Raw genomic sequence first — 23,151 nt, 5'->3', positions numbered from 1 at the left:
AAGAAATTATATTAGCACATCCGGCCAGTATATTAGAAAACTGCCATTTTATTAGAAGATAAAAATTTATATTAGAAGATCTTCAAATATATTAGAATTTCCGATAAGAAATCAAACTTTCCTATAACGGGGCTCGTCTAATTGTTGAAAGGAGGTATTCCGGTGGAAAGTTACTTAATCAATGATACCGTTAACTTATCAAATGAAGCGATTATAGACGAACTTATGCAACAGTACGGAGAAGACGTATTAAAGCTTGTCATGCAATATGTACATAACAACTCGGTTGCCGAGGATCTGACACAGGAAATTTTCGTGAAATGCTACAGGGCACTTCCAACATTTCAGTATGGCTCGTCGTTAAAAACGTGGCTTTGGCGCATTGCCATTAACCATTCGAAAGATTATCTGAAAAGCTGGTATGCCAAAAATGTCGAAGCAAAAGATGATGAAGTGTTTATGAAAGTGGAAAGCAGCCATTCCGTAGAACAGGAAGTCATCCAGCAGCAGGAAGATGCTGATTTAGTAAAGGCGGTCATGGCGCTGCCGGTCAAATACCGTGAAGTTATTTATTTATGCTATTACGAAGATCGGACGATGAAGGAAATGGCCGATGTACTGCAAATTAATGAAAACACCGTAAAAACGAGGCTTCGAAAAGGGAAGCAGCTATTAAAAAAACATCTGGAGCGTGAAGGAAATGGATGATCGTTTAAAAAATTTGAAAACAGCGATGGATCGCACTGCATTTTCCGGCACGAAATTCACAGAGCAGCACAAGCAACATGTTCAGCGTCAGTTAAACGTCGATGAGTTGAAAAAAATGATTCTATCACTTCTTTTCGAAGCGAAGTCCGGTATTGAAATTACGCAGTTACTCCATGTAAGGGGAGTACAGGATGTTGTCAACAATGAGGGCATGATCTATTCCATTCTACATGAACAGGAAAACGATGGACTTGTGTTTGCCAGTTGGAATGACGGTGTTAAGCGTTACAAGCTAACGAAGGCCGGTAAAAAACAATTACAGCAAGAAGGTCATGTGAAACTGACTTTTAAGGAACGTTTACTGGGGGTGCGCATGCATGCAGAGTGAAAGCTTCTTAAGAAAAGTCACTGCCTTTATTCGATCGAAGGAAGCTCAGGTTCATGTATATGATGAATTAAAGCAACATCTAGAACATTCGAAAATTGCATGGATGAAAAAAGGGTATACAGCGGAGGAAGCAGAGCGAAAAGCAATCGAAGAAATGGGGTCGCCTTCTGAAATCGGTAAATCGATGGATAAAATTCACCGACCGAAAGTAGACTGGCTATTAATCGGTTTAGTGGCCATTCTTTTAGGTACAAGTTTTATCCCGCTAGTAACATTTGACAGTACCATCTTTTTTGGAGCCGATATGACCAATCATTTTATTCGAGGTAAGTGGCTGCATCTTGTATTTGCCGTAATATTGATTGCCGTCCTGATGTATACCGATTATCGGAAGGTGGAACGATTCAGTCTCGCTCTATATTTAGGTGCACTTATTCTGTTAATGGTATTAAGTTATTTCCCGACAGTTAGAGTGCAGGGGCAAAGCTATTTAATGGCAGGACCGATACAGATTCAGGCTTTGACCGTTTTACCAATGCTGTTCATTGCCTGGGCAGGTTTTTTTACGCGGGGGAAATTTAAAAGCTGGCAGTTAATCGTCTTATTTGTTTTGCCGTTATGGTTTATTTTAAGTGCGCCAAGCCTGATAGCAGCATTCCTGTATGCTGGGGTAGTGACGGTTTTATTTTTTGTCAGTGATTATTCCGCCAAGGCAAAAATAGTAACAAGTTTAGCGGTAAGCGGGTTCGTAGCGAGCAATATGTTCCTCATTATACCCCGGTTGCATGATTACCAGCTTGTGCGGCTATACGCATATTTGGATCCGGCCAGTTATCCGACAGAGGAAGGCTATGTTTATTTGGCAGTTAAAAATGCATTAAATGAAGCAGGATGGTTTGGCGCGGAGACGATTCGTTATATTCCGGAAGGGCATACCGACTTCGCTTTAGTACTGCTTATTCAGAAATTCGGATATATTGCAGGAATTGCCGTCGTTTCGGTATTATTTGCCGTTGCCGTTCGTATACTTTGGAAAGTGAACCGATTACCCCGTTCCTATGGGAAAATGCTTGTAATTGGAGCAGTCTCTTTTTACTGCATGCAGTTTGGCTATTCTGTTGCGATGATCCTTGGCTGGCTGCCGATTATCGGATTGGCGCTTCCTTTTATCAGTTATGGTTTTACGTCTCTATTATTAAATTCGTTTGTCATCGGGATTGCACTAAGTGTATATCGCAGGAAAACATTCACCGGATATGGAGTACAACGGAATTATTCATAATGAAAAACAGCTTATTCATCGGACGAGTGTCTTTTGAATAAGCTGTTTTAACTTAGTTTTCAATTAAGAAGCCGCGCTGGCGTAATTTCTCTTCGGCCAGGTTCAGGCTTTCTTCAGAAGTCGAGCTAATGACGTGCAGGTGTGTACCATCCGTTAATGCAGATAGATACAGGGCGTTCGTTTCCTGGACGCGTTTCACAAAATGCTCAACTTCCAAACGGTTCGAAACCATAATCGAAGCGGTAATTTCTCCATATACCGGATGTTCGACAATAACGCTTTCGACAGTCACGCCACAATCGACCAATATGAAAAGTTCTTCTTTAGCTTCATTTGGATTGTGCATACACACAATTTTTCGCTGAAGGCGTGTTTGCTGGACGTTGTGCATATAAATATACCCTTGGCTTGTTGCTACAATCGGTTCATTTCGTGCTTTCAATAAATTCATATCATTGACGATAACTTGTCTTGAAACATTTGTATGCTTCGCCAAATCTGTACCCGTCATCGGTTGTTCAGCATTTTTTAACAATGCGAGCAGTTCCAGACGACGTTCTTCACCTAATAACTTTTTCAATATCTTCACCTCAATTAGCATACCAGTTCCTTTTTATCTTATCATATTTACCGTTTGCTAAGCGTGAACATTGTGGCAATAGCACAATTTGTGCATATGCTATTACGAGAAAAGGAGGAAAGAAGTGCGCGTTCATATTGTTCAAAAGGGAGACACTTTGTGGAAAATCGCGAAGCAATACGCGGTTGGCTTTGATGAGTTAAAGCGATTAAATGCCCATTTAGCAAACCCTGACTATATTGTTCCGGGAATGGAAATCTATTTACCGGACACGACTACGAAAAAAGAAGTGCAGCAACCAGTGAAGGAACAGCCAAAGTCTGTTAAAGAGCAACCGGTACCAACACCGGCGCCGGCACCAAAACCAGCTCCAGCCCCAGTCCCAGCGCCGAAAAAAGAGCAAGTTAAGCCAGCACCAGCGCCAGCACCAGCGCCAGCACCGGCTCCAACACCGGCTCCGATGCCAATGCCACAACCGCAAAAACCGATTTGGCAAGGGGATATTATTTATTTCCAGCAACCGCAGCCGATGCCGATGCCAATGCCGAATTGGCAAACACATGTACATGTTCAGCCGACATTCGAAAATACGGTGACAGTACCGCAACCAATGCCGACACCACAGCAACCGGTTGCTCAACAACCTCCGCAGCAACCACAGCAACCAATTTTTATCGAGCAACCGCAATATATCCAACCAATGCCGATGCCAATGCCGCAAATGCCGGTATGTCCAACATGTCACCATATGCCGATGCCAATGCCAATGCCAATGCCTCAAATGCCTGTATGTTCAAAATGTCATCAAATGGCAATGGAATCTCCAATGCATATGCAGCCAATGCCGATGCCAATGCCAATGCCGATGCCGCAAATGCCGGGTTGTTCGAAATGTAACCAAATGGCAATGGAATCCCCAATGCAGATGCAACCAAATATGTATATGGAGCCAATGCCAATGTCGATGCCGATGCAAATGCAGATGCAGATGCAGCCGATTTGCCACGAAGAGTCATCATTAAAAAGAGATCATTGTCAGGATAAGGATCACCTAGTACATCAGTATTATGAAGAAATTGACCACATGATGCGTCAACCAAACCCTTGTCACCCACATATGATGCCGATGCCGTATCCTGAAAATACAATGCAGCAGATGATGCCATATCCAGCAAATACGATGCCTCAAATGCAACAAATGCCACACCCGCCGAAATCATGTCAATAGTAATTAAGGAAAATTGCTGGAAGTGGGATACACATAAAGGGTCCTTTTTTATGAAGTATTATGAAAATGGTTTTGTTGCACAGAAAGTTAAAGCGGTTCACCGAGAGCTTGAAAATATACAATTTCCATATCATATTCCACTTGTTGAAAATGAAGAGAAGCATATAATAAAGCAGTTTTGGTTTGAGGGGAAAAGTGCTGAGTATAAACGTTTTGAACATCAGCAGCTTTCCCTCCATGCTATCGAAAAACTGCATGAAACAAATGAAGTCATTCCTTGGGCGGAATTGGGCATCTTGTCCACGTATCAATTACAGGAGAAATGGACGAGGAGATTCGAGCGTTTTATCAATCATGAAAGAGAATTGAGACGTTTACTAAAAAGCAATTATGATATTTTAGTCAATCATGCTTCCTATGCCTTAGGTTTAATGGCTCAAATTACAGTGCCGAGTGAAAAGCCAACGATTTTACATGGGGATGTTGTTCATCATAATGTGATGCTACGTGGTGAAGATGTGAAACTTATTGATTTTGATTTAGCCTCTTTAGGAGAGGCGTCAGATGAAATTATTTTATGGCTTCATCGTGTATTGCCACATGTTCAATATGAAGTTCAGCCACTTGTAAATGACCATCAATATTTGCATAAAGCGCAGGAAAAGCTTCACTATCTGTTTTTCCCGAATGAAATATTAAGGGAATGTTTATACTATTTGAAACTCAGCGACCGGCAAAAGCTTTCCTGCTATCCATTTATTCAATCGATTGTATATGACTGGATGAAACATTATGATTCTTTTGCAAGACAGATTGATACATTGCAAAACTAATTGGCAGTTTATAATCGATGTGAGATGGAGAAGAATATGATAAACTATTAAAGGCTGTCTTCAAGGACGGTCTTTTCTTTTTTGATGCAACATACGTTCGGTAATTCACAGTTCTTATGCTATAATAGAGCGTGAAATGTGAGGGATAAACGATGTATGATTATTTAAAAGGACAGGTTACTAGGGTTACCCCGGAATATATTGTATTGGAGCAGCAAGGAATCGGCTGGATGCTGTATACACCAAATCCATTTGCATTCCGTACGTCTGCAAGTGAACAGCAGATCTATGTGTCATTGCAAGTACGTGAAGATGCACAAAATCTATATGGGTTCAATAGTTTGGAGCAACGTGAATTATTTAAAAAACTGATTCAAGTATCAGGCATCGGTCCAAAAGGTGCGCTTGCTATTTTAGCGAGCGGAAATCCAACTTCAGTCATCCAGGCAATTGAAATGGAAGATGAAGCATTTTTAATCCGTTTCCCGGGTGTCGGAAAGAAAACAGCACGTCAAATGATTCTGGATTTGAAGGGGAAACTGGATATGCTGCTTGATCACGTCGAGTTACCGAGCGCGGAAAATGAGCTGCCGTTGTTCGGAGTGAATCCGAATGAACATGAATTGCAGGAAGCGATGCTGGCACTTATGGCATTAGGCTATTCAGAAAAAGAATTAGATAAGATCAGACCACAATTAAGTGAAGATGAAAAGTTAACGACAACAGACGCCTATATTAAGCAGGCATTGAAGCTGTTGTTGAAATTGAAATAAAAAGGAGTGAGAATCATGTCAGACCGTGTACTTTCTGGTGAAGCAACAGATGCCGAAGAGCAGTTTGAGCTTTCTTTAAGACCGCAACGTCTAGCGCAATACATAGGCCAGGATAAAGTGAAGGAAAACCTGAAAATCTTTATCGAGGCCGCTAAGCTACGTCAGGAAAGTCTTGACCATGTTCTCCTTTATGGACCACCAGGTTTAGGTAAGACGACGTTAGCAATCGTTATTGCCAATGAGATGGATGTAAATGTGAAAATGACGAGCGGTCCTGCAATTGAGCGGCCTGGCGATCTAGCAGCGATTTTAAGCTCCCTTGAAGCAGGGGATGTCCTTTTTATCGATGAAATTCATCGCCTGCCTAGAGCGATAGAAGAGGTGCTCTATTCGGCGATGGAAGATTACTGTCTTGATATCGTTGTCGGAAAAGGTCCTGAAGCCCGTTCGATCCGATTGGAATTGCCGCCATTTACTCTTGTCGGTGCAACAACGAGAGCTGGCGCTTTATCTGCTCCACTTCGTGACCGTTTTGGTGTATTATCCCGCCTGGAATATTATGATGAACAGTCACTCGCTGAAATTGTTATCCGGTCCGGTGAATTGTTCGGTGTTCAACTCGATAAGCATGCCGCATTTGAAATTGCACGCAGATCCCGAGGGACACCTCGTATTGCAAACCGATTGTTAAAAAGGGTCCGGGACTACGCCCAAGTACTGGCAGATGGCATTGTTTCCACAAGTCTGGCTGAACAGGCACTGGAACTGCTGCAAGTTGACCCTCGTGGACTGGATCATATCGATCATAAGCTGATGCAGTCAATGATTGAACGATTCGGCGGCGGACCTGTCGGATTGGATGCATTAGCAGCATCGATTGGAGAAGAGCGCATTACGATTGAAGATGTATATGAACCATATTTACTGCAAATCGGATTTATCCAACGAACACCACGCGGCCGAATTGCGACAAATCTATGTTACGACCATTTCGGTTACCCGCCGACACAAAATGAATAGAAGGAAGTTTTAAACGTGAAAGTAGAAGATTTTGATTTTTATTTACCAGAAGAATTAATTGCCCAAACACCATTGTTGGACCGTACAGCGAGTCGTCTAATGGTAGTAAATCCAAACTCATTGGAAGTGGAGCATCACACATTCGGTCATATTTTGGATGAGTTAAATGCCGGAGATTGTTTAGTATTGAATGATACACGCGTATTGCCGGCACGCTTAATGGGTGTTAAAGCTGATACGGGTGCGAACATTGAATTATTGCTGTTAAAACAGACAAATGAAGATGAGTGGGAGACGCTAGTAAAGCCAGCGAAGCGTGTGAAAATAGGCACTGTCGTGACATTTGGTGACGGACTATTGACGGCGACTTGTACAGGTGAGCTTGAGCACGGCGGCCGTACATTCAAATTCACATACGACGGGATCTTTTATGAGATTTTAGATCAGCTTGGTGAAATGCCGTTACCGCCATATATCCGTGAAAAGTTGGATGACCAAGATCGTTATCAAACGGTATTTGCGAAAGAGCGCGGGTCTGCAGCTGCACCAACAGCGGGTCTGCATTTTACACAACCTTTACTTGAGGCGATTAAAGCAAAAGGTGTCGAAGTTGTATTTATTACATTGCACGTAGGTCTTGGCACATTCCGTCCTGTGAGTGTGGATTCGATTGAGGACCATGATATGCACTCTGAATTTTACAGTGTGACGGAAGAGGCAGCTGCTGTAATCGAACGTGTTAAACAAGCGGGGGGCAAGGTGATCTCGGTAGGGACAACTTCCACTCGTACACTTGAAACGGTTGCATCGAGAAATGATGGGAAAATTGTCGCTTCTCAGGGATGGACAAATATTTTCATTTATCCGGGTTATGAATATAAAGCAATCGATGGACTCATTACAAACTTCCATTTACCGAAGTCGACATTAGTCATGCTTGTCAGCGCACTTGCATCGAAAGAAACAATAATGAACGCCTATGAACAAGCGGTTAAGGAAAAATACCGATTCTTCAGCTTTGGCGATGCCATGTTTATCCGCCCGGCTAAGTAATTTGCAATTAAATCAAAACCTATATACAATAATAATTTGTGCAACACCTACTAAACTTAGTAGGTGTTTTCATTCGAAGTACTGTTTTTACTTTAGAAACGAGAGGATTTTTTTATTATGACTGAAACAACAAAACAACCACCAATTCGTTATGAATTGATTAAAACATGTGCACAGACGGGTGCACGATTAGGTATTGTCCATACTCCGCATGGTTCATTTGAAACACCGACATTCATGCCGGTTGGTACACAAGCGACAGTAAAAGCAATGAGCCCTGAAGAATTAAAAGAAATGAATGCAGGAATTATCCTTTCAAACACATATCATCTATGGCTTCGTCCAGGGAATGATATTGTGAAAGAAGCAGGCGGGCTGCATAAATTCATGAACTGGGACCGTCCAATTTTAACGGATTCAGGCGGATTCCAAGTATTCTCATTATCTAAATTCCGTAAAATCGAAGAAGAAGGCGTTCATTTCCGTAACCATTTAAATGGAGACAAGCTGTTTTTATCACCGGAAAAAGCAATGGAAATTCAAAACGACTTAGGTTCTGATATTATGATGGCGTTTGATGAATGTCCTCCATTCCCGGCGACATATGAATATATGGAAGCATCTGTTGACCGTACAACACGTTGGGCAAAACGTTGTAAAGAAGCACACCAACGTCCTGACGAGCAAGGACTGTTCGGTATTATTCAAGGCGGAGAATATGAAGAGCTGCGCCGTAAATCGGCTGAAGCTTTAGTAGAGCTTGATTTCCCGGGTTATGCAATCGGCGGTTTATCAGTTGGTGAGCCGAAAGATATTATGAACAAAGTATTGGACTTTACTGCACCAATGATGCCGGACGATAAACCACGCTATTTAATGGGTGTCGGTTCACCGGACTCTTTAATCGATGGAGCCATCCGCGGTATCGATATGTTTGACTGTGTATTACCAACACGTATCGCACGTAACGGTACATTAATGACATCTGAAGGACGTATGGTCATCAAAAATGCAAAATATGCAAAAGACTTTACGCCAATCGATGAGAATTGTGATTGTTATACTTGTAAAAACTATACTCGTGCATATGTGCGTCATTTATTACGTACGGAAGAAACGTTCGGTTTACGATTAACTTCATACCATAACCTGCGCTTCCTTATTAAATTAATGGAAGATGTACGTCAGGCGATCCGTGAAGACCGTCTAGGTGATTTCAAAGAAGAGTTCTTTGAAAAGTACGGCTACAATAAACCAAATGCTAAAAACTTCTAAAAATATGTTCGAAATCCGAAATTCACTATAATTTTTTGAGAAAAAATAGAGTTTTTTGCGCAATAACGTGCAATTCTATACTATACTAGGTAAGTGAGAAAGAGATAGAGAAAGGGGGCAATTTGAAAATGGAAGGTTTAGTACAATTTTTACCGATTATCGTAATGTTCGTTGCGATGTGGTTCATTTTAATTCGTCCAGCACAAAAACGTCAAAAAGCAACCGCTACAATGCAAAACAGCTTAAAACGTGGGGATAAAGTAGTTACTGTAGGTGGCTTACACGGAGAAGTTGATGCAATTGAAGATACGACTGTTTATTTAATCGTTGACGGGAATACTCGTTTAAAATTTGAACGCCAAGCAATTGGTCGTGTAGAATCAGTTTAAACGTTAAAAAAAGCTTGCGGAAATTTAATTTCCGCAAGCTTTTTTGTATCTTTCATGCAATTTAGAACAAGCTATTGTATGAGAGGTGAATCAATTGGAAGATTATACATTAATTATATTTCGAACAATTGTTTTGTATATTATTTTACTCATTGTTTTCCGTCTGATGGGCAAACGTGAAGTTGGTGAACTCAGTATTGTGGATTTGGCGATATTCGTGTTGATGGGTGAAATAGCTGCAATTGCTTTGGACGACTATGATCGACAGTTCTTTAAAGCCGTTTTGCCTATAATTTTATTGTTTTTAATTCAATACTTAAACTCATGGCTCATATTAAAAAATAAAAAATTACGTGACTTTATTGAAGGCGATCCCTCTCTTGTTATCCGCGATGGATTCATATGTGAAGTAGAAATGAAAAAGCAACGCTACAATCTTGATGACCTACTCCAGCAATTACGTGAACAAGGAGTTTGTTCTGTTCAGGATGTTGCCTACGCTTTTTTGGAACAATCCGGAAAGCTATCGATTTATCAAAAAAATTCTGGCGGGTTTATATTGCCCCTCATAATGGATGGCTATGTTGACAAAAGACACTTGAGAATTATTGGTAAGGATGAAGAATGGCTCGTTCGCGAATTACTGGTTAATGGCTATCCGAATATACGGGATATTTTTTACTGCAGCTATGAAGACGGAAAGTGGTTTGTCCAATTACGAGCGCGAAAAAATGGAACGTAGATACTGGAAATCATTGAAACGAATTTGTTTTGTAATGAAAAGTAACAGCAAGACAAACCCGATTGTAATTGCAACGCTGATCATAAGCGGCATTCCGGCAGCAATGATCGGCTGTACAAACGACGTGAGGATAAAAATTCCGTATGGCAGAACGAAAAATCTGAAACCGACATTGATTTTCTTTTGCTGTTTAATTGAAGCGATGTGTAAAAAGGATGTGATAAGAACACCAAAGCCGATTGCAATAATCGCGCCTTTTTCCTGAATGGCTGGTTGTGAGGCAAGGAAGAACAGTAAAAACAGTTTTCCTATACCACCATAAATAGAATTCATCATGGCAGCCTGGGCTTCATCCAATGCTTGTAAAATGGAGTGAAGCGGACTTTGAATATAGTAAAAATAAAAAATAGGTGCCAATATTTTCATATACCCACGATTTTCCTCTAGGTGAAACAGCACCATTGTCAACTCATCGCCGTGTATGAAAAACACAGTAGCGGCCATACAGCCGATTAATGAAGATAACCGTAATGAATGGGTGATTCGTTTATTCAGCAATGTGTAATTATTGCTCGCCAGTGCGCTACTTACTGCAGGAATCAGTACGATTGCCAATGCAGCAGGTATGAAAGCCGGGAACAGCAGTAATGGTATATGCACCCCGGAAATAATTCCATACAATGTAGTAGCGGCTCCTGCAGCCAAACCTGAAACCGTCAGTGCTTTTAAGAAAATGATCGGTTCCAAAAACCATGTAAAGGTCCCGAACAACTTACTGCCGGCTGAAGGCAATGCAATGTTAAAAATCGGTTTTGTAAAGGAAGTGCCTGTCGACCCCTTTTTGAACATTCTACTCGAACGTTTATAAAAAATCGCCAAAAACAGTAACGAGAAAACCTCACCAATTGCTGTTATTCCCATAGCGGCTGCGGCAGTCATTGCAGGCGATTCCGAAATGAAATAAGGCAATAAGACGACAATGAGGCCAATCCGTACAAGTTGCTCAAGAAGTTGTGCCCATGCAGTAGGGGCAATTTTTGCTAAACCTTGCAAATATGCTTTTATTAAGCTTGAAAAGATTACGATTGGAATTGTGAAAAGGCTAATATAAAGTGTGAAAATAAGGTTTTCATTATGTAAAAGCACTTTTGCAATATAAGGAATTGCAAAATAAATGAATGGACTAAATAAAATAATGGAAATGGCCGAAATTTTGATTGCTGTTTTCATTACGGATGTAACATGTTCTGTTTTTCGTTTCGCATGGTATTCTGCAATCAGCTTCGAGATCGCAATCGGAATACCTAATTGAATAAGCGAAATGAAAAATATAAATGTCGGATAAGCCGTCATATAGAGTCCGACCGCTTCCTCCCCGGCAATACGCATAAACTGCATTCGATACAAAAACCCAAGACATTTTGAAATAAATATGACAAACATTAAAAATAATGTTCCTTTTAGAAATGAGCCCAAATAACTTCTACATTCTCCCTTCTCAATTTAATTTCATTCATATACAATAAAGTATGCAGTAGTAATCGCAGTTAAAACCTAAGTTCAGGAGTGATCGACATGCAAATTCCATTTTTCGGCCTTTACGAAAAGGTCCAGCTTATATTGACGAACAAAATCGAGGAATTTCATTACTATGGATATGATTCGATAACAGAACAGGATTTATGGAAATATTGCATCGATAAGGCGTGGCGCAAAAAAGATGTGCAAAATATGCGGTTGCATGAGCTGACAGCAGGCATTTTCGGTGCAACGGCTTCGGAAGTGCTGAGCTATATGCAAATAAGGGATTTTAAGCGGAATGAATTAAACTTAAAACTTTCTAATGAAGAGCTCCAAAGTTTATTTCAACCGCTTAAGGAATAGGGAAAAATAAGAATTCTATAATAAATTATCTAGTAATAATTTGACAGTTTCCACTAGCTGTTTCATAATGAGAGTGTTGTGCTTTTCAAACTATCGGATTGTTATTTTTGAAAAGTAATTCAGAAAATTATTGAAATGAATACATAGTTTGTGGAAGGTAATTTTTACGTTTTACATCACACCGCTTTTAGTGTGATATTGAGGAGGATTTTTTAATGAAATTAGCAAACCGTATCATTACGTTCGTTCTTGTCGTAGCATTGCTATTTACAGGAATGGGCACAACGGTAGAGAAGGTTTTAAACGATGTAAAACTTGGATTGGACCTTCAAGGTGGATTTGAAGTACTTTATGAAGTGGAATCACTTGTTGATGGACAAGCGATTACCCAGAGTGTACTGGCGGATACAACGACGGCATTAAACAATCGTATAAATGCATTCGGTGTTAGTGAGCCAAGCATTCAAATAGAAGGGGAAGACCGAATTCGTGTCCAGCTTGCCGGCTTGGCGGATCAGGACTCTGCTCGTGAGCTATTATCGAGTACAGCGAATTTAACTTTCCGTGACGTAAATGACAATATTTTATTGGATGGTACAGATTTAAAGGAAGGTGGCGCAGCAGCGTCATTTGACCAACAGAACCAGCCAATCGTAACTTTAACATTGAAAGACGCGGCTAAATTTGCGGAAGTGACGCAAAAAGTTATGAGCATGGGTGCACCGAATAACTTATTAGTTGTTTGGTTGGATTTTGAAGAAGGCGTAGATTCATACGCTAAAGAAAAAGAAAAGCCACCTGCAGAACAGAAATTCCAGTCAGCTGCTTCTGTAACACAAGTTTTAAATACAACAGATGTTATGATTTCGGGTAACTTCACAGTAGAAGAAACGAAAAACTTTGCATCTGTATTAAATGCAGGTTCTTTACCTGTTAAGTTAACGGAAATCTATTCAACATCGGTTGGAGCACAATTCGGTAAAGATGCATTGAATGATACAGTATTTGCAGGGGTAGTCGGCGTACTGCTAATCTTCCTGTTCATGCTGATCTACTACCGTTTACCGGGCTTTATCTCAATCATTACATTATCGGTATTCACATATTTAGTATTAATCGTCTTTAATGGTATTAATGCTGTATTAACATTACCAGGTATTGCGGCGATTGTTTTAGGGATCGGGATGGCCGTTGATGCGAACATTTTAACTGCTGAGCGTATTCGCGAAGAATTACGTGTTGGCCATACTGTAAAAGATGCATTCAAATTAGGTTCTAAGCAATCTTTATCAGCAATTATTGATGCACAATTAACAACTTTACTTGCAGCTGCCGTATTGTTCTATTATGGTACAAGTTCAGTTAAAGGTTTTGCTACGACATTAATTATTTCGATTTTACTATCATTTGTAACAGCTGTATGGGGATCTCGTATGTTACAGGGATTACTTGTAAACAGTGGCTACTTCAATAATCCGGCATGGTTCGGAATCAGCAGATCGAAACAGCATTCACTTGATGAAGGAATTACTTCACTTGACTTAACAACGAAATTCGATAAATTGGATTTTGTTGGAAACCGTAAAAAATTCTATGCAATATCGACTTTTATTTTAGTTGCAGGGATTATTGTACTGGGTGTATTCAAACTGAACCTTGGAATCGATTTTTCACAAGGTACACGGGTGGAAATTAAATCCGATACGGAGCTAGTGCAAGAAGAAGTGGAAAATTATCTTGTTGAAATCGGTTTTGCAAATGATGATGTCGTAATTTCAGGCGACGATCACAATATTGCTGTAATGCGTTATAAAGATGACTTCTCTCAACAAGAAGTACTTGATTTTTCTGCGCAAGTAAAAGAAACATACGGTCATGAGCCAAGTTTGAGTACTGTATCAGCTACAGTCGGAAAAGAACTGGCGAAAAATGCAATCTATGCATTGGCATTGGCAGCACTAGGCATTATTATTTACGTAGCGATTCGCTTCGAATGGCGTATGGGTCTAGGTGCAATTGTTTCATTACTGCATGACGTATTCTTTATCATTGTGATTTTCAGTATGTTGCGTTTAGAGGTAGATATTACATTTATCGCTGCGGTGTTAACGATTGTCGGGTACTCGATAAACGATACAATTGTTACGTTTGACCGTATTCGTGAAAATATTGACCGTCAAGAAAAAATTACATCGAAAGAAGAGTTGGCTACGATCGTCAACAAATCGCTTCGTCAGACAATGGGACGTTCTGTTAATACAGTATTGACGGTTATTGTAGTAGTTATAGCATTGATTTTCTTAGGTGCTCCTTCTATTCAAAACTTCTCAATCGCTCTATTAATCGGATTAATTACAGGGATTTACTCTTCTATCTGTATTGCGGCACAAGTTTGGTATTCACTAAAATGCCGTGAAATGGACAAAAAAGGTACATCTGTTGTGAAAAAAGAGAAAAAACAATGGGGTTCAGACGAGCCACAAGTTTAAAACATATGAACCGCGTAATTGCATTTTGCAAATTACGCGGTTTTTGTTTACCCTTATTCAAAAAAAGGAATAAATTTCTTATATTATGTATGAGAGGAGACGAATATGAAAATTCAATGGACATTTGCAGTAGGACTCATTTTTGCTATTATCATTGCCATTTTTGCCACAGTAAATGTGGATAGCGTGCAAGTGAATTATGTCTTTGGTGAAGCGCGCTGGCCATTAATATTAATCATTTTAGGATCGGTACTCATCGGATTTATCATCAGCTTTTGCTTTTCAGCATTCCGTATGTACGGGGGAAAAAGGCAAACGAAAGCGATTCAGAAAGAACTGGATGCAGCACATGTATTGATTAACGAAAAGGATACAGAGATTGTCCGTTTAAAAAATGAACTCCACGAACTAGGTGCTTCCGCATTTGTGACAGAAGAAATACCGGATAATAACGAAATGCCGAAAAAATAGTGAAAACAGAAGATGACTAACTGAAGCAATTTTGAAACAGGAATACGTTTCAAATTGCTTTTTTATTTTCAGTAAAGAATTGCATATTATCTCATTTTTTCAAACTGTCTTCCTGAAATTACATATCAACTTTTCTATTAATATCAGAAGAAACTTTGGGAAACAAGATAGATTTCCGTTATAATGAACTGCGTGAGGAAGTGAATAGATATGATACAGTCACAAAAATTATGGACAATAACACAGCAAGATGAGCAACTTGTAAAACAATTTAGTGAACAACTGAATATATCAACGATCACAGCAAAAATTTTAATTGCCCGTGGCTGCACTTCGGTAGAACAGGCAAAGCCGTTACTGAAAATTGATGAAACCCAATATCATGATCCGTTTCTAATGGCTGGGATGGAAGATGCAGTGATGCGTATTGAGCAGGCATTGGATAATGGCGAAAAGATTCTCGTATACGGTGATTATGACGCCGATGGTATTACAAGTACAACTGTGCTGCTTAATGCTTTACTTGATTTGGGTGCTGATGTCAGCTTTGTTATTCCGGATCGGTTTATTCATGGATATGGACCGAATGAAGAACTTTTCAAAAAAGCATATGAAGATGGCGTAAATTTAATTATTACGGTCGATAATGGGATAAGTGGAATCGAACAAGTAAAAGTTGCAAGAGAGCTTGGAATGGATGTCATTATTACCGATCACCATGAGGCGGGGGATGTATTGCCTGATGCCAATGTGATTATTCACCCACGTGTGCCCGAAGGCCATTACCCGTTTGGTGAGCTTGCCGGAGTAGGTGTTGCTTTCAAATTGGCGCATGCATTATACGGTGAGTTGCCGGACCATTTGTTTGAATATGTGGCAGTGGGAACTATCGCCGATTTAGTACCGCTCGTTGGCGAAAACCGTTATTTAGTTCAGCGGGGTTTGCAGGCATTGAAACAGTCTCCGAATCCTTGGGTTAAGGCTCTTTGTGATGCTTCAGGGGCAAACCAAAGAGATATCAATGAAGAAACTGTCGGTTTTTATTTTGGCCCTCGTCTTAATGCAATCGGCCGTTTAGGAAGTGCCGAGCCTGGAGTGCATTTTTTAATGAGTGAAGATCCGCAACAGGCAAATGCATTGGCAACCCAACTAAATGATAAAAATACAGAACGAAAAAAAATAGTAGAAGACATTACCAATGAAGCAATGGCAATGATTGAAAATGACGTTACCTTAAAAGATTCCCTCGTATTAGTCGTAGCAGGTGAAGGCTGGAATCCGGGTGTTGTCGGAATTGTTGCATCGCGATTAGTCGAAAAGTATTACCGACCGACAATTGTTCTATCACTTAATCCGGAAAAAGCGATCGCAAAAGGATCCGCGAGAAGTATTGAAGGGTTCCATCTGTATAATGAGTTGGCGAAAAACCGGGATATTTTACCGCATTTCGGTGGACATCCGATGGCAGCCGGGATGACATTGCCGATTGAACATGTCGATTCATTGCGTACACGTTTAAATGAACAAGCTAGACTTTGTTTAACTGAAGAACAGCTCGTACAGAAGATGCAGATTGATGTGCCGATTGAGCTAAGTGAAATTACCGTTGATGCGATTGAAGAGCTGCGGCAGTTGGCTCCATTTGGCACAGAGTTTCCGAAGCCGGTCTTTGGCATCCAGGATGTAAAGGTAAAATCGATGCGCAAAATCGGTTCAGGCGAAAATCACCTTAAAATGGAACTGGAAGATCCGTACCGTTCTCTTGATGCAATAGGGTTCAATAAAGGTTTTTTACACGATGAAATTTCGTATGGTGTTGCGTTGTCGTTAGTAGGAGATTTGCAGGTTAATGAATGGCAGGGCAATAAAAAACCGCAGTTCATGATCCAGGATGTCCGGGTGAATGAATGGCAGCTATATGATTACCGCGGAAAAAGCAAGACGGCAAACTGGCTTGCAAAAATTAATGTGGAAAAAACCGATTTTATTGCTTTTTCAGAACAGACAAAGCTGCATTTTGAACAGGAGATACCGAAAGAAATAGTACATTTCACTGTTGGAACTGAAGCTGAAGAATTGTATAAAAATATCGTCTTGCTCGATTTGCCTGAAAATGTAGCCACATTGGAAAAATTACTGCAGGATGTTCAAATTGAACGAATCTATGCACATTTATATACCGATCAATCCGCCTATTTTAATGGTATGCCGACACGGGAACATTTTAAATGGTACTACGGATTTCTGAAAAAACGTCCGAATTTTAACCTGAAACAACATATTCGACAATTATCCGAACATATCGGACTAAATATAGAAGTAATTAAATTTATGACAAAAGTGTTTTTTGAGCTAGGATTTGTTACAATAGAGAATGGTTTGACGACCGTAAACGAAAATGCACCGAAAACAGCATTATCCGAAGCACCGTCATATAAATTGCGTTCACAACAAATTGAACTTGAGCAGAAACTGTTATATGCAACATACAGTGAACTGAAGCAATGGTTTAATGAACGATTGAGTTCTTGAGGAGGACATAGGAAGAATGGATTTAAAACAGTACGTAACAACAGTTGAAAATTGGCCGAAAGAGGGCATCAGCTTTAAAGATATTACAACGATCATGGACAATGGTCCGGCATATAAATATGCGACTGATGAAATTGTAAAATATGCAAAAGAAGTTGGCGCTGAAATTATCGTAGGTCCTGAAGCACGCGGATTTATTATTGGATGTCCAGTAGCCTATGCATTGGAAATCGGTTTCGCTCCAGTTCGTAAACCAGGAAAGCTTCCACGTGAAGTCATTTCTGCAGATTATGGATTAGAATATGGTACAGATACTTTAACAATGCACAAAGATGCAGTTAAACCAGGTCAGAAAGTTTTAATCTGTGATGACTTGCTTGCAACAGGCGGTACAGTAGAAGCGACTGTTCGCTTAATCGAACAATTAGGCGGCGAAGTAGTGGGTGCAGCATTCATTATCGAGCTTACAGAATTGAATGGCCGCAACAAAATCAACAATATTCCAATTAAAACGTTAATTCAATATTAATCCATAAAACTATCCCGTATAAACTTTGCGGGATAGTTTTTTTTCAATGAATTATCTTGTATAAGCTGTTCAATAATTCTACAAATTTCGACTTTCTGCAAAACTAAATGCCCGCGTGCCTTTACATTTAGTAGGCATTTTTTATACAATTGAACTTATACTTAAAGCGAAAATAGAAAGAACAGGTGGACTCATAATGGCGAAAGAACAAATATTGGCGCCCGAAGATGTTTTCGAGCTCGTCAAATCTTATATGAACGATGAACATGTTACCTTTGTTGTTAAAGCATATGAGGTAGCGAAAGAAGCACATAAAGAGCAGTTCCGCAGCTCCGGAGAACCATATATAATTCACCCGGTACAGGTAGCGGGTATTTTGGCTGAACTGCAAATGGATCCTGAAACGGTAGCCGCTGGATTTTTGCATGATGTCGTGGAAGACACGGAAGTGACACGCGAAGATCTAGTAAATGAATTTAGTGAAGAAGTAGCCAAGCTTGTGGATGGGGTAACGAAGCTCGGGAAAATTAAATATATGTCAAAAGAAGAGCAGCAGGCCGAAAACCACCGGAAAATGTTCGTCGCAATGGCTCAGGATATCCGCGTGATTTTGATTAAGCTGGCAGACCGTCTGCACAATATGCGGACTTTAAAGCACTTACCGGCTGAAAAACAACGTCGTATTTCTCAGGAAACACTTGAAATCTTCGCTCCGTTAGCGCACAGATTAGGGATTTCAAAAGTGAAATGGGAGCTGGAGGATACGGCATTACGCTATTTAAATCCGCAGCAGTATTACCGGATCGTCAGCTTGATGAAGAAAAAGCGTGATGAACGTGAAGCTTATTTGGATAACGTAATGGACGAGATCAATTCCCAGCTGAAAGAAGTGGAAATTGAAGCGGATATTTTTGGCCGCCCGAAACATTTATATAGTATTTACCGGAAAATGGTGCTTCAAAAAAAGCAGTTTAATGAAATTTACGATTTACTGGCAGTGCGTATTTTAGTTGATAGTATTAAAGATTGCTACGCCGTAATCGGGATTATCCATACTTTATGGAAGCCGATGCCGGGGCGCTTTAAAGACTATATTGCGATGCCAAAGCAAAACCTGTACCAATCCCTACATACAACTGTTATCGGGCCATATGGGGATCCGCTTGAGGTGCAGATCCGTACGAAGGACATGCATAAAATCGCAGAGTTCGGTATCGCGGCGCACTGGGCCTATAAAGAAGGTAAAACGGTTGAACAAAATGCCGAAACAATTGACCAGAAACTGACTTGGTTCCGTGAAATTCTTGAATTCCAAAATGAATCGTCGAATGCTGCGGAGTTTATGGAATCATTGAAATTCGATTTGTTTTCGGACATGGTCTATGTATTCTCGCCTAAAGGGGACGTTATTGAGCTTCCATCCGGTTCTGTGCCGATTGATTTTGCTTACCGCGTACACTCGGAAGTCGGGAACAAAACAATTGGTGCAAAAGTTAACGGGAAAATGGTACCGCTGGATACCCCGTTAAAAACAGGGGATATCGTTGAAGTACTAACATCGAAACAATCATTCGGTCCGAGCCGTGACTGGATAAAGATTGCACAAAGTTCGCAGGCAAAAAATAAAATCAAGCAATTTTTCAAAAAGCATGTGCGTGAAGAAAGTGTTGTTAAAGGAAAAGAACTCGTTGAAAAAGAAATTAAAGCACAAGAGTTTGATATGAAGGAAGTCTTAACAACAGAAAATATAAAACGTGTGATTGAAAAATATAACTATACTCATGAAGATGATTTATATGCGGCTGTCGGTGTCGGCGGGATTACAGCTCAGCAAATCGTCAATCGTCTTGCCGAAAAAATGCGTAAAGAGCGTGAGCAGGAAGAAGCACTCGAAAAAATCGTTAAAAGCATGAACAATCCGACACCGAAAAAGCGTACGGAATCGGGCGTTATTGTAAAAGGGATCGATAATTTACTAATTCGTTTATCCCGTTGCTGTACACCGGTACCGGGTGATGAAATTGTCGGCTTTATTACAAAAGGACGTGGTGTTTCGGTACACCGTGCAGATTGTCCGAACATTCAGGAAGACGGAAATTTGGAGCGTCTTATTGAAGTGGAATGGGAAAATGATGGCACACAGATCCGTAAAGACTACCCTGTGGATATCGAAATTTCGGCATATGACCGTCCAGGCATTTTAAATGATGTCATGCATGCGGTCAGTGAAGCGAAAACAAATATTTTGGCGGTTACAGGTCGTGCGGATCGTGAAAAAATTGCCACGATTCATTTAACGATTGCCATTTCGAATATTTCAGGATTGCATCGTGTTGTCGAAAAAATTAAACAGCTTCCGGATATATACTCCGTTCAGCGTGTAATTAATTAATAGATAGTAGGGGAAAAGATGCGCGTAATATTACAACGTTCAAAACAGGCTTCTGTTACAGTCGATGGACAAGTAACAGGTGCGATTCAAAAAGGCTATGTGCTGCTTGTCGGCATTACACATAGTGATACAGAAGAAGATATTAAATATGTAGCGAAAAAAATTACCGACTTGCGTATTTGGGAAGATGAGGACGGCAAGATGAATCGTTCCATTATTGATGCAGGCGGGGATATTTTATCAATTTCACAATTTACGCTTTATGCGGATACGCGTAAAGGGAAGCGGCCTAGTTTTGTGGAAGCAGCAAGACCGGAACAGGCAAAACCGATATGGGAAGCTTTCAATGAACAACTGAAGGCAAATGGGCTGCATGTTGAAACAGGTGTATTCGGGGCAATGATGGATGTTGCGCTGATTAATGATGGTCCTGTAACGATTACAATAGAGTCTAAAGGCAAATAATCAATGAACGAATCACTCCTTTTTCGCATATTGTACAGTATGCATACAAAGGAGTGATTTTTTGGTTCAAATGAACACATATCCAAACGCGTATTGGCTTGAAGCGATCCAAAACTATTTAGGGCAGATGGTTGCTGTCCAGCAAGAGGGGAATCGTGTTCAGCAAGGGATATTGGCCGCAATCTGTCCGGACTATATTGTCCTTGATGTGTGCCAGACACCGTTCTATATCCGTATCGACAAAATAGTTTGGATTATGCCATTTTTAAAAAAATGAAATGAATGTGGTCTACGCACCTTCTAATCGTCATAAGCTTACTATGACAATTAGGGGGTGCTTTATTGTTTCAACGCGTCAATCGATTACTTATTGATTTACCACAGGTAGAATATGGAGACGCAAATGCTGCGAGTGCGGTACAGGAATTATTAGGCGGAAAGTTTGGCGAAATGTCGACTTTGAATAACTATATGTATCAGTCATTCAATTTCCGCGGAAAAAAGAAACTAAAGCCTTTTTATGATTTAGTTGCGAGTATTACTGCCGAAGAATTTGGACATGTGGAACTCGTAGCGACGACAATCAATTTACTCGGCAAAGATACGACGTTTTCCGGAAACCCGAATCTGGGACCGATGATGAATGCGAAAAACATGCGCAATACGCAGAGTTTTATCGCTTCTGCACAGACCGCTTTACCTGTCGATTCGATGGGAAAACCGTGGAATGGGGAATATGTTTTTTCCAGTGGGAATTTAGTACTCGATTTGCTGCATAATTTCTTCTTGGAATGTGGGGCGCGGACACATAAAATGCGTGTGTATGAAATGACGGACCATCCGACTGCCCGAGAAATGATCGGCTATTTACTAGTGCGCGGCGGAACGCATGTTGTTGCCTATGCTAAAGCACTTGAAATGGCAACGGGCGTTGATGTAACGCGGATGCTTCCAATACCTAGTCTTGATAACCATGTATTTGACCACGCGAGAAAATATGAAGAGCGTGGTTATGGAAATGTATTATTTACGTGGAATTACGTAGGGGATTATCAGGATATAAATAAAATCTGGAAAGGGCCTCATCCGACAACGAATGCACCGCTCATCGTAGAAGAGGGGATGCCAAAAGGGGCAAAAATGCCGGATCTTGATGAATTGCCGGAAGAGTTTGCACCGGGAATCGGTCCGGAAGAGTTCCAGATGATTGCGAAACGTCTTATGTTTAATATGTAAGAGCATAATAAAAATTAAAAACCCATTTTTCGCTGAATGAAAAATGGGTTTTTGATGTTGCTAGCTACAGTAAGTATTGAGGTTCTATATTCCAACTGTCCAAGTAATTAAAAGACAAGCTATTCAATACCTTCGCAGTAATTCACCACTGTTTGGAAGTCCAGGTCACCACCGAAGATGGAAAGGGCACTGCCAATAGTGACATGTAATTTACCGTCTGAAAGTGATTCGAATTTTTTCAGGTCCTCAATTGAACGTACACCGCCTGCATACGTTGTAGGAATTGTTGTCCATTCCGCCAAATCACGAACTAAATCCTCCTGCATGCCACTGCGCTTTCCTTCCACATCGACTGCATGTATGAGCAGTTCGTCACAATAGGCTTCAATTTCCTTAATTGATTCCGCATTCACTTCGAAGTCGCTGAATTTTGTCCATTTATCTGTTACGACATACCATTTCCCATCACGTTTTCGGCAGCTTAGATCAAGGACAAGTTTTTCTTTGCCGATGTTTTTTACTAGTTGCTGCAGCCGGTCCATATCAAGCTGCCCGTCATGAAAAATATAGGAAGTCACAATGACATGTGAAGCGCCTGCATCGATATATTTCTGTGCATTGTCGGCAGTGATTCCGCCGCCTATTTGCAGACCGTTCGGGTAAGCTTTCAATGCAGAAATCGCCGCTTCCTCATTACCGGGACCAAGCATAATCACATGTCCGCCAGTCAGTTTATTTTGCAGAAATAATGAAGCGTAATACGAGGCATCCTGGTCAGATGTAAAATTTTCAACCACTTCTTTATTGTCATAGCCGAGAGTACTCCCGACAATTTGCTTCACTTTCCCATCGTGTAAATCAATACAAGGTCTAAAATTCATG

23 protein-coding genes are annotated in these 23,151 nt (G+C 40.5%); 20 read left to right on the top strand and 3 right to left on the bottom strand.

Going from position 1 to position 23,151, the window contains the following annotated elements:
* The first annotated feature begins 162 nt into the window (after nucleotides 1–162).
* Genes MKY71_RS11820 through MKY71_RS11810 form a run of 3 tightly spaced genes read left to right on the top strand, consistent with a single transcriptional unit; the run spans nucleotide 163 to nucleotide 2,378 of the window.
* A complete protein-coding gene (locus MKY71_RS11820) occupies nucleotides 163–708 on the top strand; it encodes a sigma-70 family RNA polymerase sigma factor (RefSeq protein WP_340732736.1) in 546 nt (181 codons plus the stop codon).
* A complete protein-coding gene (locus MKY71_RS11815; RefSeq protein WP_340732734.1) occupies nucleotides 701–1,096 on the top strand; it encodes a helix-turn-helix transcriptional regulator in 396 nt (131 codons plus the stop codon). Before MKY71_RS11820 ends, MKY71_RS11815 begins: the two co-directional genes overlap by 8 nt.
* Nucleotides 1,086–2,378: an FtsW/RodA/SpoVE family cell cycle protein gene (locus MKY71_RS11810; RefSeq protein WP_340732732.1), complete on the top strand. Its 1,293-nt coding sequence runs from the start codon at nucleotides 1,086–1,088 to the stop codon at nucleotides 2,376–2,378. Before MKY71_RS11815 ends, MKY71_RS11810 begins: the two co-directional genes overlap by 11 nt.
* 52 nt (nucleotides 2,379–2,430) lie before the next feature.
* Here MKY71_RS11810 and MKY71_RS11805 read toward each other — a convergent pair whose 3' ends face one another.
* The gene (locus tag MKY71_RS11805; protein ID WP_445265717.1) at nucleotides 2,431–2,958 is read right to left on the bottom strand and encodes a transcription repressor NadR; all 528 of its coding nucleotides are present in this window, start codon (nucleotides 2,956–2,958) and stop codon (nucleotides 2,431–2,433) included.
* Nucleotides 2,959–3,082: 124 nt separating this feature from the next.
* Here MKY71_RS11805 and MKY71_RS11800 point away from each other — a divergent pair, with 124 nt between their 5' ends.
* The 8 genes from MKY71_RS11800 (at nucleotide 3,083) to MKY71_RS11765 (ending at nucleotide 10,271) form a co-directional block, all read left to right on the top strand.
* Nucleotides 3,083–4,186, top strand: a complete 1,104-nt coding sequence (locus MKY71_RS11800; protein ID WP_340732731.1) for a LysM peptidoglycan-binding domain-containing protein — start codon at nucleotides 3,083–3,085, stop codon at nucleotides 4,184–4,186.
* A 50-nt stretch (nucleotides 4,187–4,236) separates the two neighbouring features.
* Entirely contained in the window at nucleotides 4,237–5,019 is a 783-nt protein-coding gene (locus tag MKY71_RS11795) for a phosphotransferase (RefSeq protein WP_339172167.1), read from the top strand.
* 152 nt (nucleotides 5,020–5,171) lie between these two features.
* Complete coding sequence (gene ruvA / locus MKY71_RS11790) at nucleotides 5,172–5,792, top strand: Holliday junction branch migration protein RuvA (protein WP_339172165.1); 621 nt, start codon at nucleotides 5,172–5,174, stop codon at nucleotides 5,790–5,792.
* A gap of 15 nt (nucleotides 5,793–5,807) precedes the next feature.
* Entirely contained in the window at nucleotides 5,808–6,812 is a 1,005-nt protein-coding gene (ruvB, locus tag MKY71_RS11785) for a Holliday junction branch migration DNA helicase RuvB (RefSeq protein WP_339172163.1), read from the top strand.
* A 15-nt stretch (nucleotides 6,813–6,827) separates the two neighbouring features.
* Nucleotides 6,828–7,865, top strand: a complete 1,038-nt coding sequence (gene queA, locus MKY71_RS11780) for a tRNA preQ1(34) S-adenosylmethionine ribosyltransferase-isomerase QueA (protein ID WP_339172161.1) — start codon at nucleotides 6,828–6,830, stop codon at nucleotides 7,863–7,865.
* 117 nt (nucleotides 7,866–7,982) lie between these two features.
* The gene (gene tgt / locus MKY71_RS11775) at nucleotides 7,983–9,140 is read left to right on the top strand and encodes a tRNA guanosine(34) transglycosylase Tgt (protein ID WP_340732730.1); all 1,158 of its coding nucleotides are present in this window, start codon (nucleotides 7,983–7,985) and stop codon (nucleotides 9,138–9,140) included.
* A gap of 128 nt (nucleotides 9,141–9,268) precedes the next feature.
* Nucleotides 9,269–9,529, top strand: a complete 261-nt coding sequence (yajC, locus tag MKY71_RS11770; protein ID WP_014823349.1) for a preprotein translocase subunit YajC — start codon at nucleotides 9,269–9,271, stop codon at nucleotides 9,527–9,529.
* Nucleotides 9,530–9,623: 94 nt separating this feature from the next.
* On the top strand, nucleotides 9,624–10,271 hold the full coding sequence (locus MKY71_RS11765; RefSeq protein WP_339172156.1) for a DUF421 domain-containing protein: 648 nt from the start codon (nucleotides 9,624–9,626) through the stop codon (nucleotides 10,269–10,271).
* On the opposite strand, the gene MKY71_RS11760 is transcribed toward MKY71_RS11765, so the two are convergent.
* Nucleotides 10,245–11,714, bottom strand: a complete 1,470-nt coding sequence (locus MKY71_RS11760; RefSeq protein WP_340732729.1) for a putative polysaccharide biosynthesis protein — start codon at nucleotides 11,712–11,714, stop codon at nucleotides 10,245–10,247. The two genes, MKY71_RS11765 and MKY71_RS11760, sit on opposite strands and share 27 nt — an antisense overlap.
* 132 nt (nucleotides 11,715–11,846) lie before the next feature.
* On the opposite strand from MKY71_RS11760, the gene MKY71_RS11755 reads away from it, so the two are divergent.
* The 9 genes from MKY71_RS11755 to MKY71_RS11715 all read left to right on the top strand — a co-directional run bounded on the left by MKY71_RS11755 (nucleotide 11,847) and on the right by MKY71_RS11715 (nucleotide 22,269).
* A complete protein-coding gene (locus MKY71_RS11755; RefSeq protein ID WP_339195118.1) occupies nucleotides 11,847–12,155 on the top strand; it encodes a post-transcriptional regulator in 309 nt (102 codons plus the stop codon).
* A 215-nt stretch (nucleotides 12,156–12,370) separates the two neighbouring features.
* Entirely contained in the window at nucleotides 12,371–14,644 is a 2,274-nt protein-coding gene (secDF, locus tag MKY71_RS11750; RefSeq protein WP_340732728.1) for a protein translocase subunit SecDF, read from the top strand.
* Between the two features lie 105 nt (nucleotides 14,645–14,749).
* Nucleotides 14,750–15,115, top strand: a complete 366-nt coding sequence (locus tag MKY71_RS11745) for a LapA family protein (protein ID WP_340732727.1) — start codon at nucleotides 14,750–14,752, stop codon at nucleotides 15,113–15,115.
* A gap of 210 nt (nucleotides 15,116–15,325) precedes the next feature.
* The gene (recJ, locus tag MKY71_RS11740; RefSeq protein ID WP_340732726.1) at nucleotides 15,326–17,647 is read left to right on the top strand and encodes a single-stranded-DNA-specific exonuclease RecJ; all 2,322 of its coding nucleotides are present in this window, start codon (nucleotides 15,326–15,328) and stop codon (nucleotides 17,645–17,647) included.
* A gap of 16 nt (nucleotides 17,648–17,663) precedes the next feature.
* Nucleotides 17,664–18,176: an adenine phosphoribosyltransferase gene (locus MKY71_RS11735; protein WP_008407673.1), complete on the top strand. Its 513-nt coding sequence runs from the start codon at nucleotides 17,664–17,666 to the stop codon at nucleotides 18,174–18,176.
* Nucleotides 18,177–18,372: 196 nt separating this feature from the next.
* On the top strand, nucleotides 18,373–20,568 hold the full coding sequence (locus MKY71_RS11730; RefSeq protein ID WP_340732724.1) for a RelA/SpoT family protein: 2,196 nt from the start codon (nucleotides 18,373–18,375) through the stop codon (nucleotides 20,566–20,568).
* 18 nt (nucleotides 20,569–20,586) lie between these two features.
* Nucleotides 20,587–21,033: a D-aminoacyl-tRNA deacylase gene (gene dtd / locus MKY71_RS11725; RefSeq protein ID WP_340732723.1), complete on the top strand. Its 447-nt coding sequence runs from the start codon at nucleotides 20,587–20,589 to the stop codon at nucleotides 21,031–21,033.
* 70 nt (nucleotides 21,034–21,103) lie between these two features.
* The gene (locus tag MKY71_RS11720) at nucleotides 21,104–21,310 is read left to right on the top strand and encodes a YuzF family protein (protein ID WP_251689991.1); all 207 of its coding nucleotides are present in this window, start codon (nucleotides 21,104–21,106) and stop codon (nucleotides 21,308–21,310) included.
* A gap of 65 nt (nucleotides 21,311–21,375) precedes the next feature.
* Entirely contained in the window at nucleotides 21,376–22,269 is an 894-nt protein-coding gene (locus MKY71_RS11715) for a manganese catalase family protein (protein WP_339195107.1), read from the top strand.
* 119 nt (nucleotides 22,270–22,388) lie between these two features.
* Here the strand turns inward: MKY71_RS11715 and hisA are convergent, their stop codons facing one another.
* Nucleotides 22,389–23,150 (bottom strand): phosphoribosylformimino-5-aminoimidazole carboxamide ribotide isomerase, encoded by a 762-nt coding sequence (gene hisA / locus MKY71_RS11710; protein ID WP_340732722.1) that lies wholly within the window; start codon nucleotides 23,148–23,150, stop codon nucleotides 22,389–22,391.
* Nucleotide 23,151 lies beyond the last annotated feature (1 nt).

The sequence above is a fragment of the Solibacillus sp. FSL W7-1324 genome, from assembly GCF_038008025.1.
Classification (GTDB): Bacteria; Bacillota; Bacilli; order Bacillales_A; family Planococcaceae; genus Solibacillus.
Note: the sequence above shows the minus strand (reverse complement) of the source record. Positions and strands in the feature narration are given on the sequence as shown.

Coding starts and splice junctions, on each gene's coding strand:
- dtd (WP_340732723.1), top strand. CDS start 20,587: ATGCGCGTAATATTACAACGTTCAAAACAGGCTTCTGTTACAGTCGAT.
- MKY71_RS11730 (WP_340732724.1), top strand. CDS start 18,373: ATGGCGAAAGAACAAATATTGGCGCCCGAAGATGTTTTCGAGCTCGTC.
- MKY71_RS11720 (WP_251689991.1), top strand. CDS start 21,104: ATGAACACATATCCAAACGCGTATTGGCTTGAAGCGATCCAAAACTAT.
- secDF (WP_340732728.1), top strand. CDS start 12,371: ATGAAATTAGCAAACCGTATCATTACGTTCGTTCTTGTCGTAGCATTG.
- MKY71_RS11795 (WP_339172167.1), top strand. CDS start 4,237: ATGAAGTATTATGAAAATGGTTTTGTTGCACAGAAAGTTAAAGCGGTT.
- MKY71_RS11810 (WP_340732732.1), top strand. CDS start 1,086: ATGCAGAGTGAAAGCTTCTTAAGAAAAGTCACTGCCTTTATTCGATCG.
- recJ (WP_340732726.1), top strand. CDS start 15,326: ATGATACAGTCACAAAAATTATGGACAATAACACAGCAAGATGAGCAA.
- yajC (WP_014823349.1), top strand. CDS start 9,269: ATGGAAGGTTTAGTACAATTTTTACCGATTATCGTAATGTTCGTTGCG.
- MKY71_RS11760 (WP_340732729.1), bottom strand. CDS start 11,714: ATGTTTGTCATATTTATTTCAAAATGTCTTGGGTTTTTGTATCGAATG.
- ruvA (WP_339172165.1), top strand. CDS start 5,172: ATGTATGATTATTTAAAAGGACAGGTTACTAGGGTTACCCCGGAATAT.
- hisA (WP_340732722.1), bottom strand. CDS start 23,150: ATGAATTTTAGACCTTGTATTGATTTACACGATGGGAAAGTGAAGCAA.
- MKY71_RS11755 (WP_339195118.1), top strand. CDS start 11,847: ATGCAAATTCCATTTTTCGGCCTTTACGAAAAGGTCCAGCTTATATTG.
- tgt (WP_340732730.1), top strand. CDS start 7,983: ATGACTGAAACAACAAAACAACCACCAATTCGTTATGAATTGATTAAA.
- MKY71_RS11735 (WP_008407673.1), top strand. CDS start 17,664: ATGGATTTAAAACAGTACGTAACAACAGTTGAAAATTGGCCGAAAGAG.
- MKY71_RS11745 (WP_340732727.1), top strand. CDS start 14,750: ATGAAAATTCAATGGACATTTGCAGTAGGACTCATTTTTGCTATTATC.
- MKY71_RS11815 (WP_340732734.1), top strand. CDS start 701: ATGGATGATCGTTTAAAAAATTTGAAAACAGCGATGGATCGCACTGCA.
- ruvB (WP_339172163.1), top strand. CDS start 5,808: ATGTCAGACCGTGTACTTTCTGGTGAAGCAACAGATGCCGAAGAGCAG.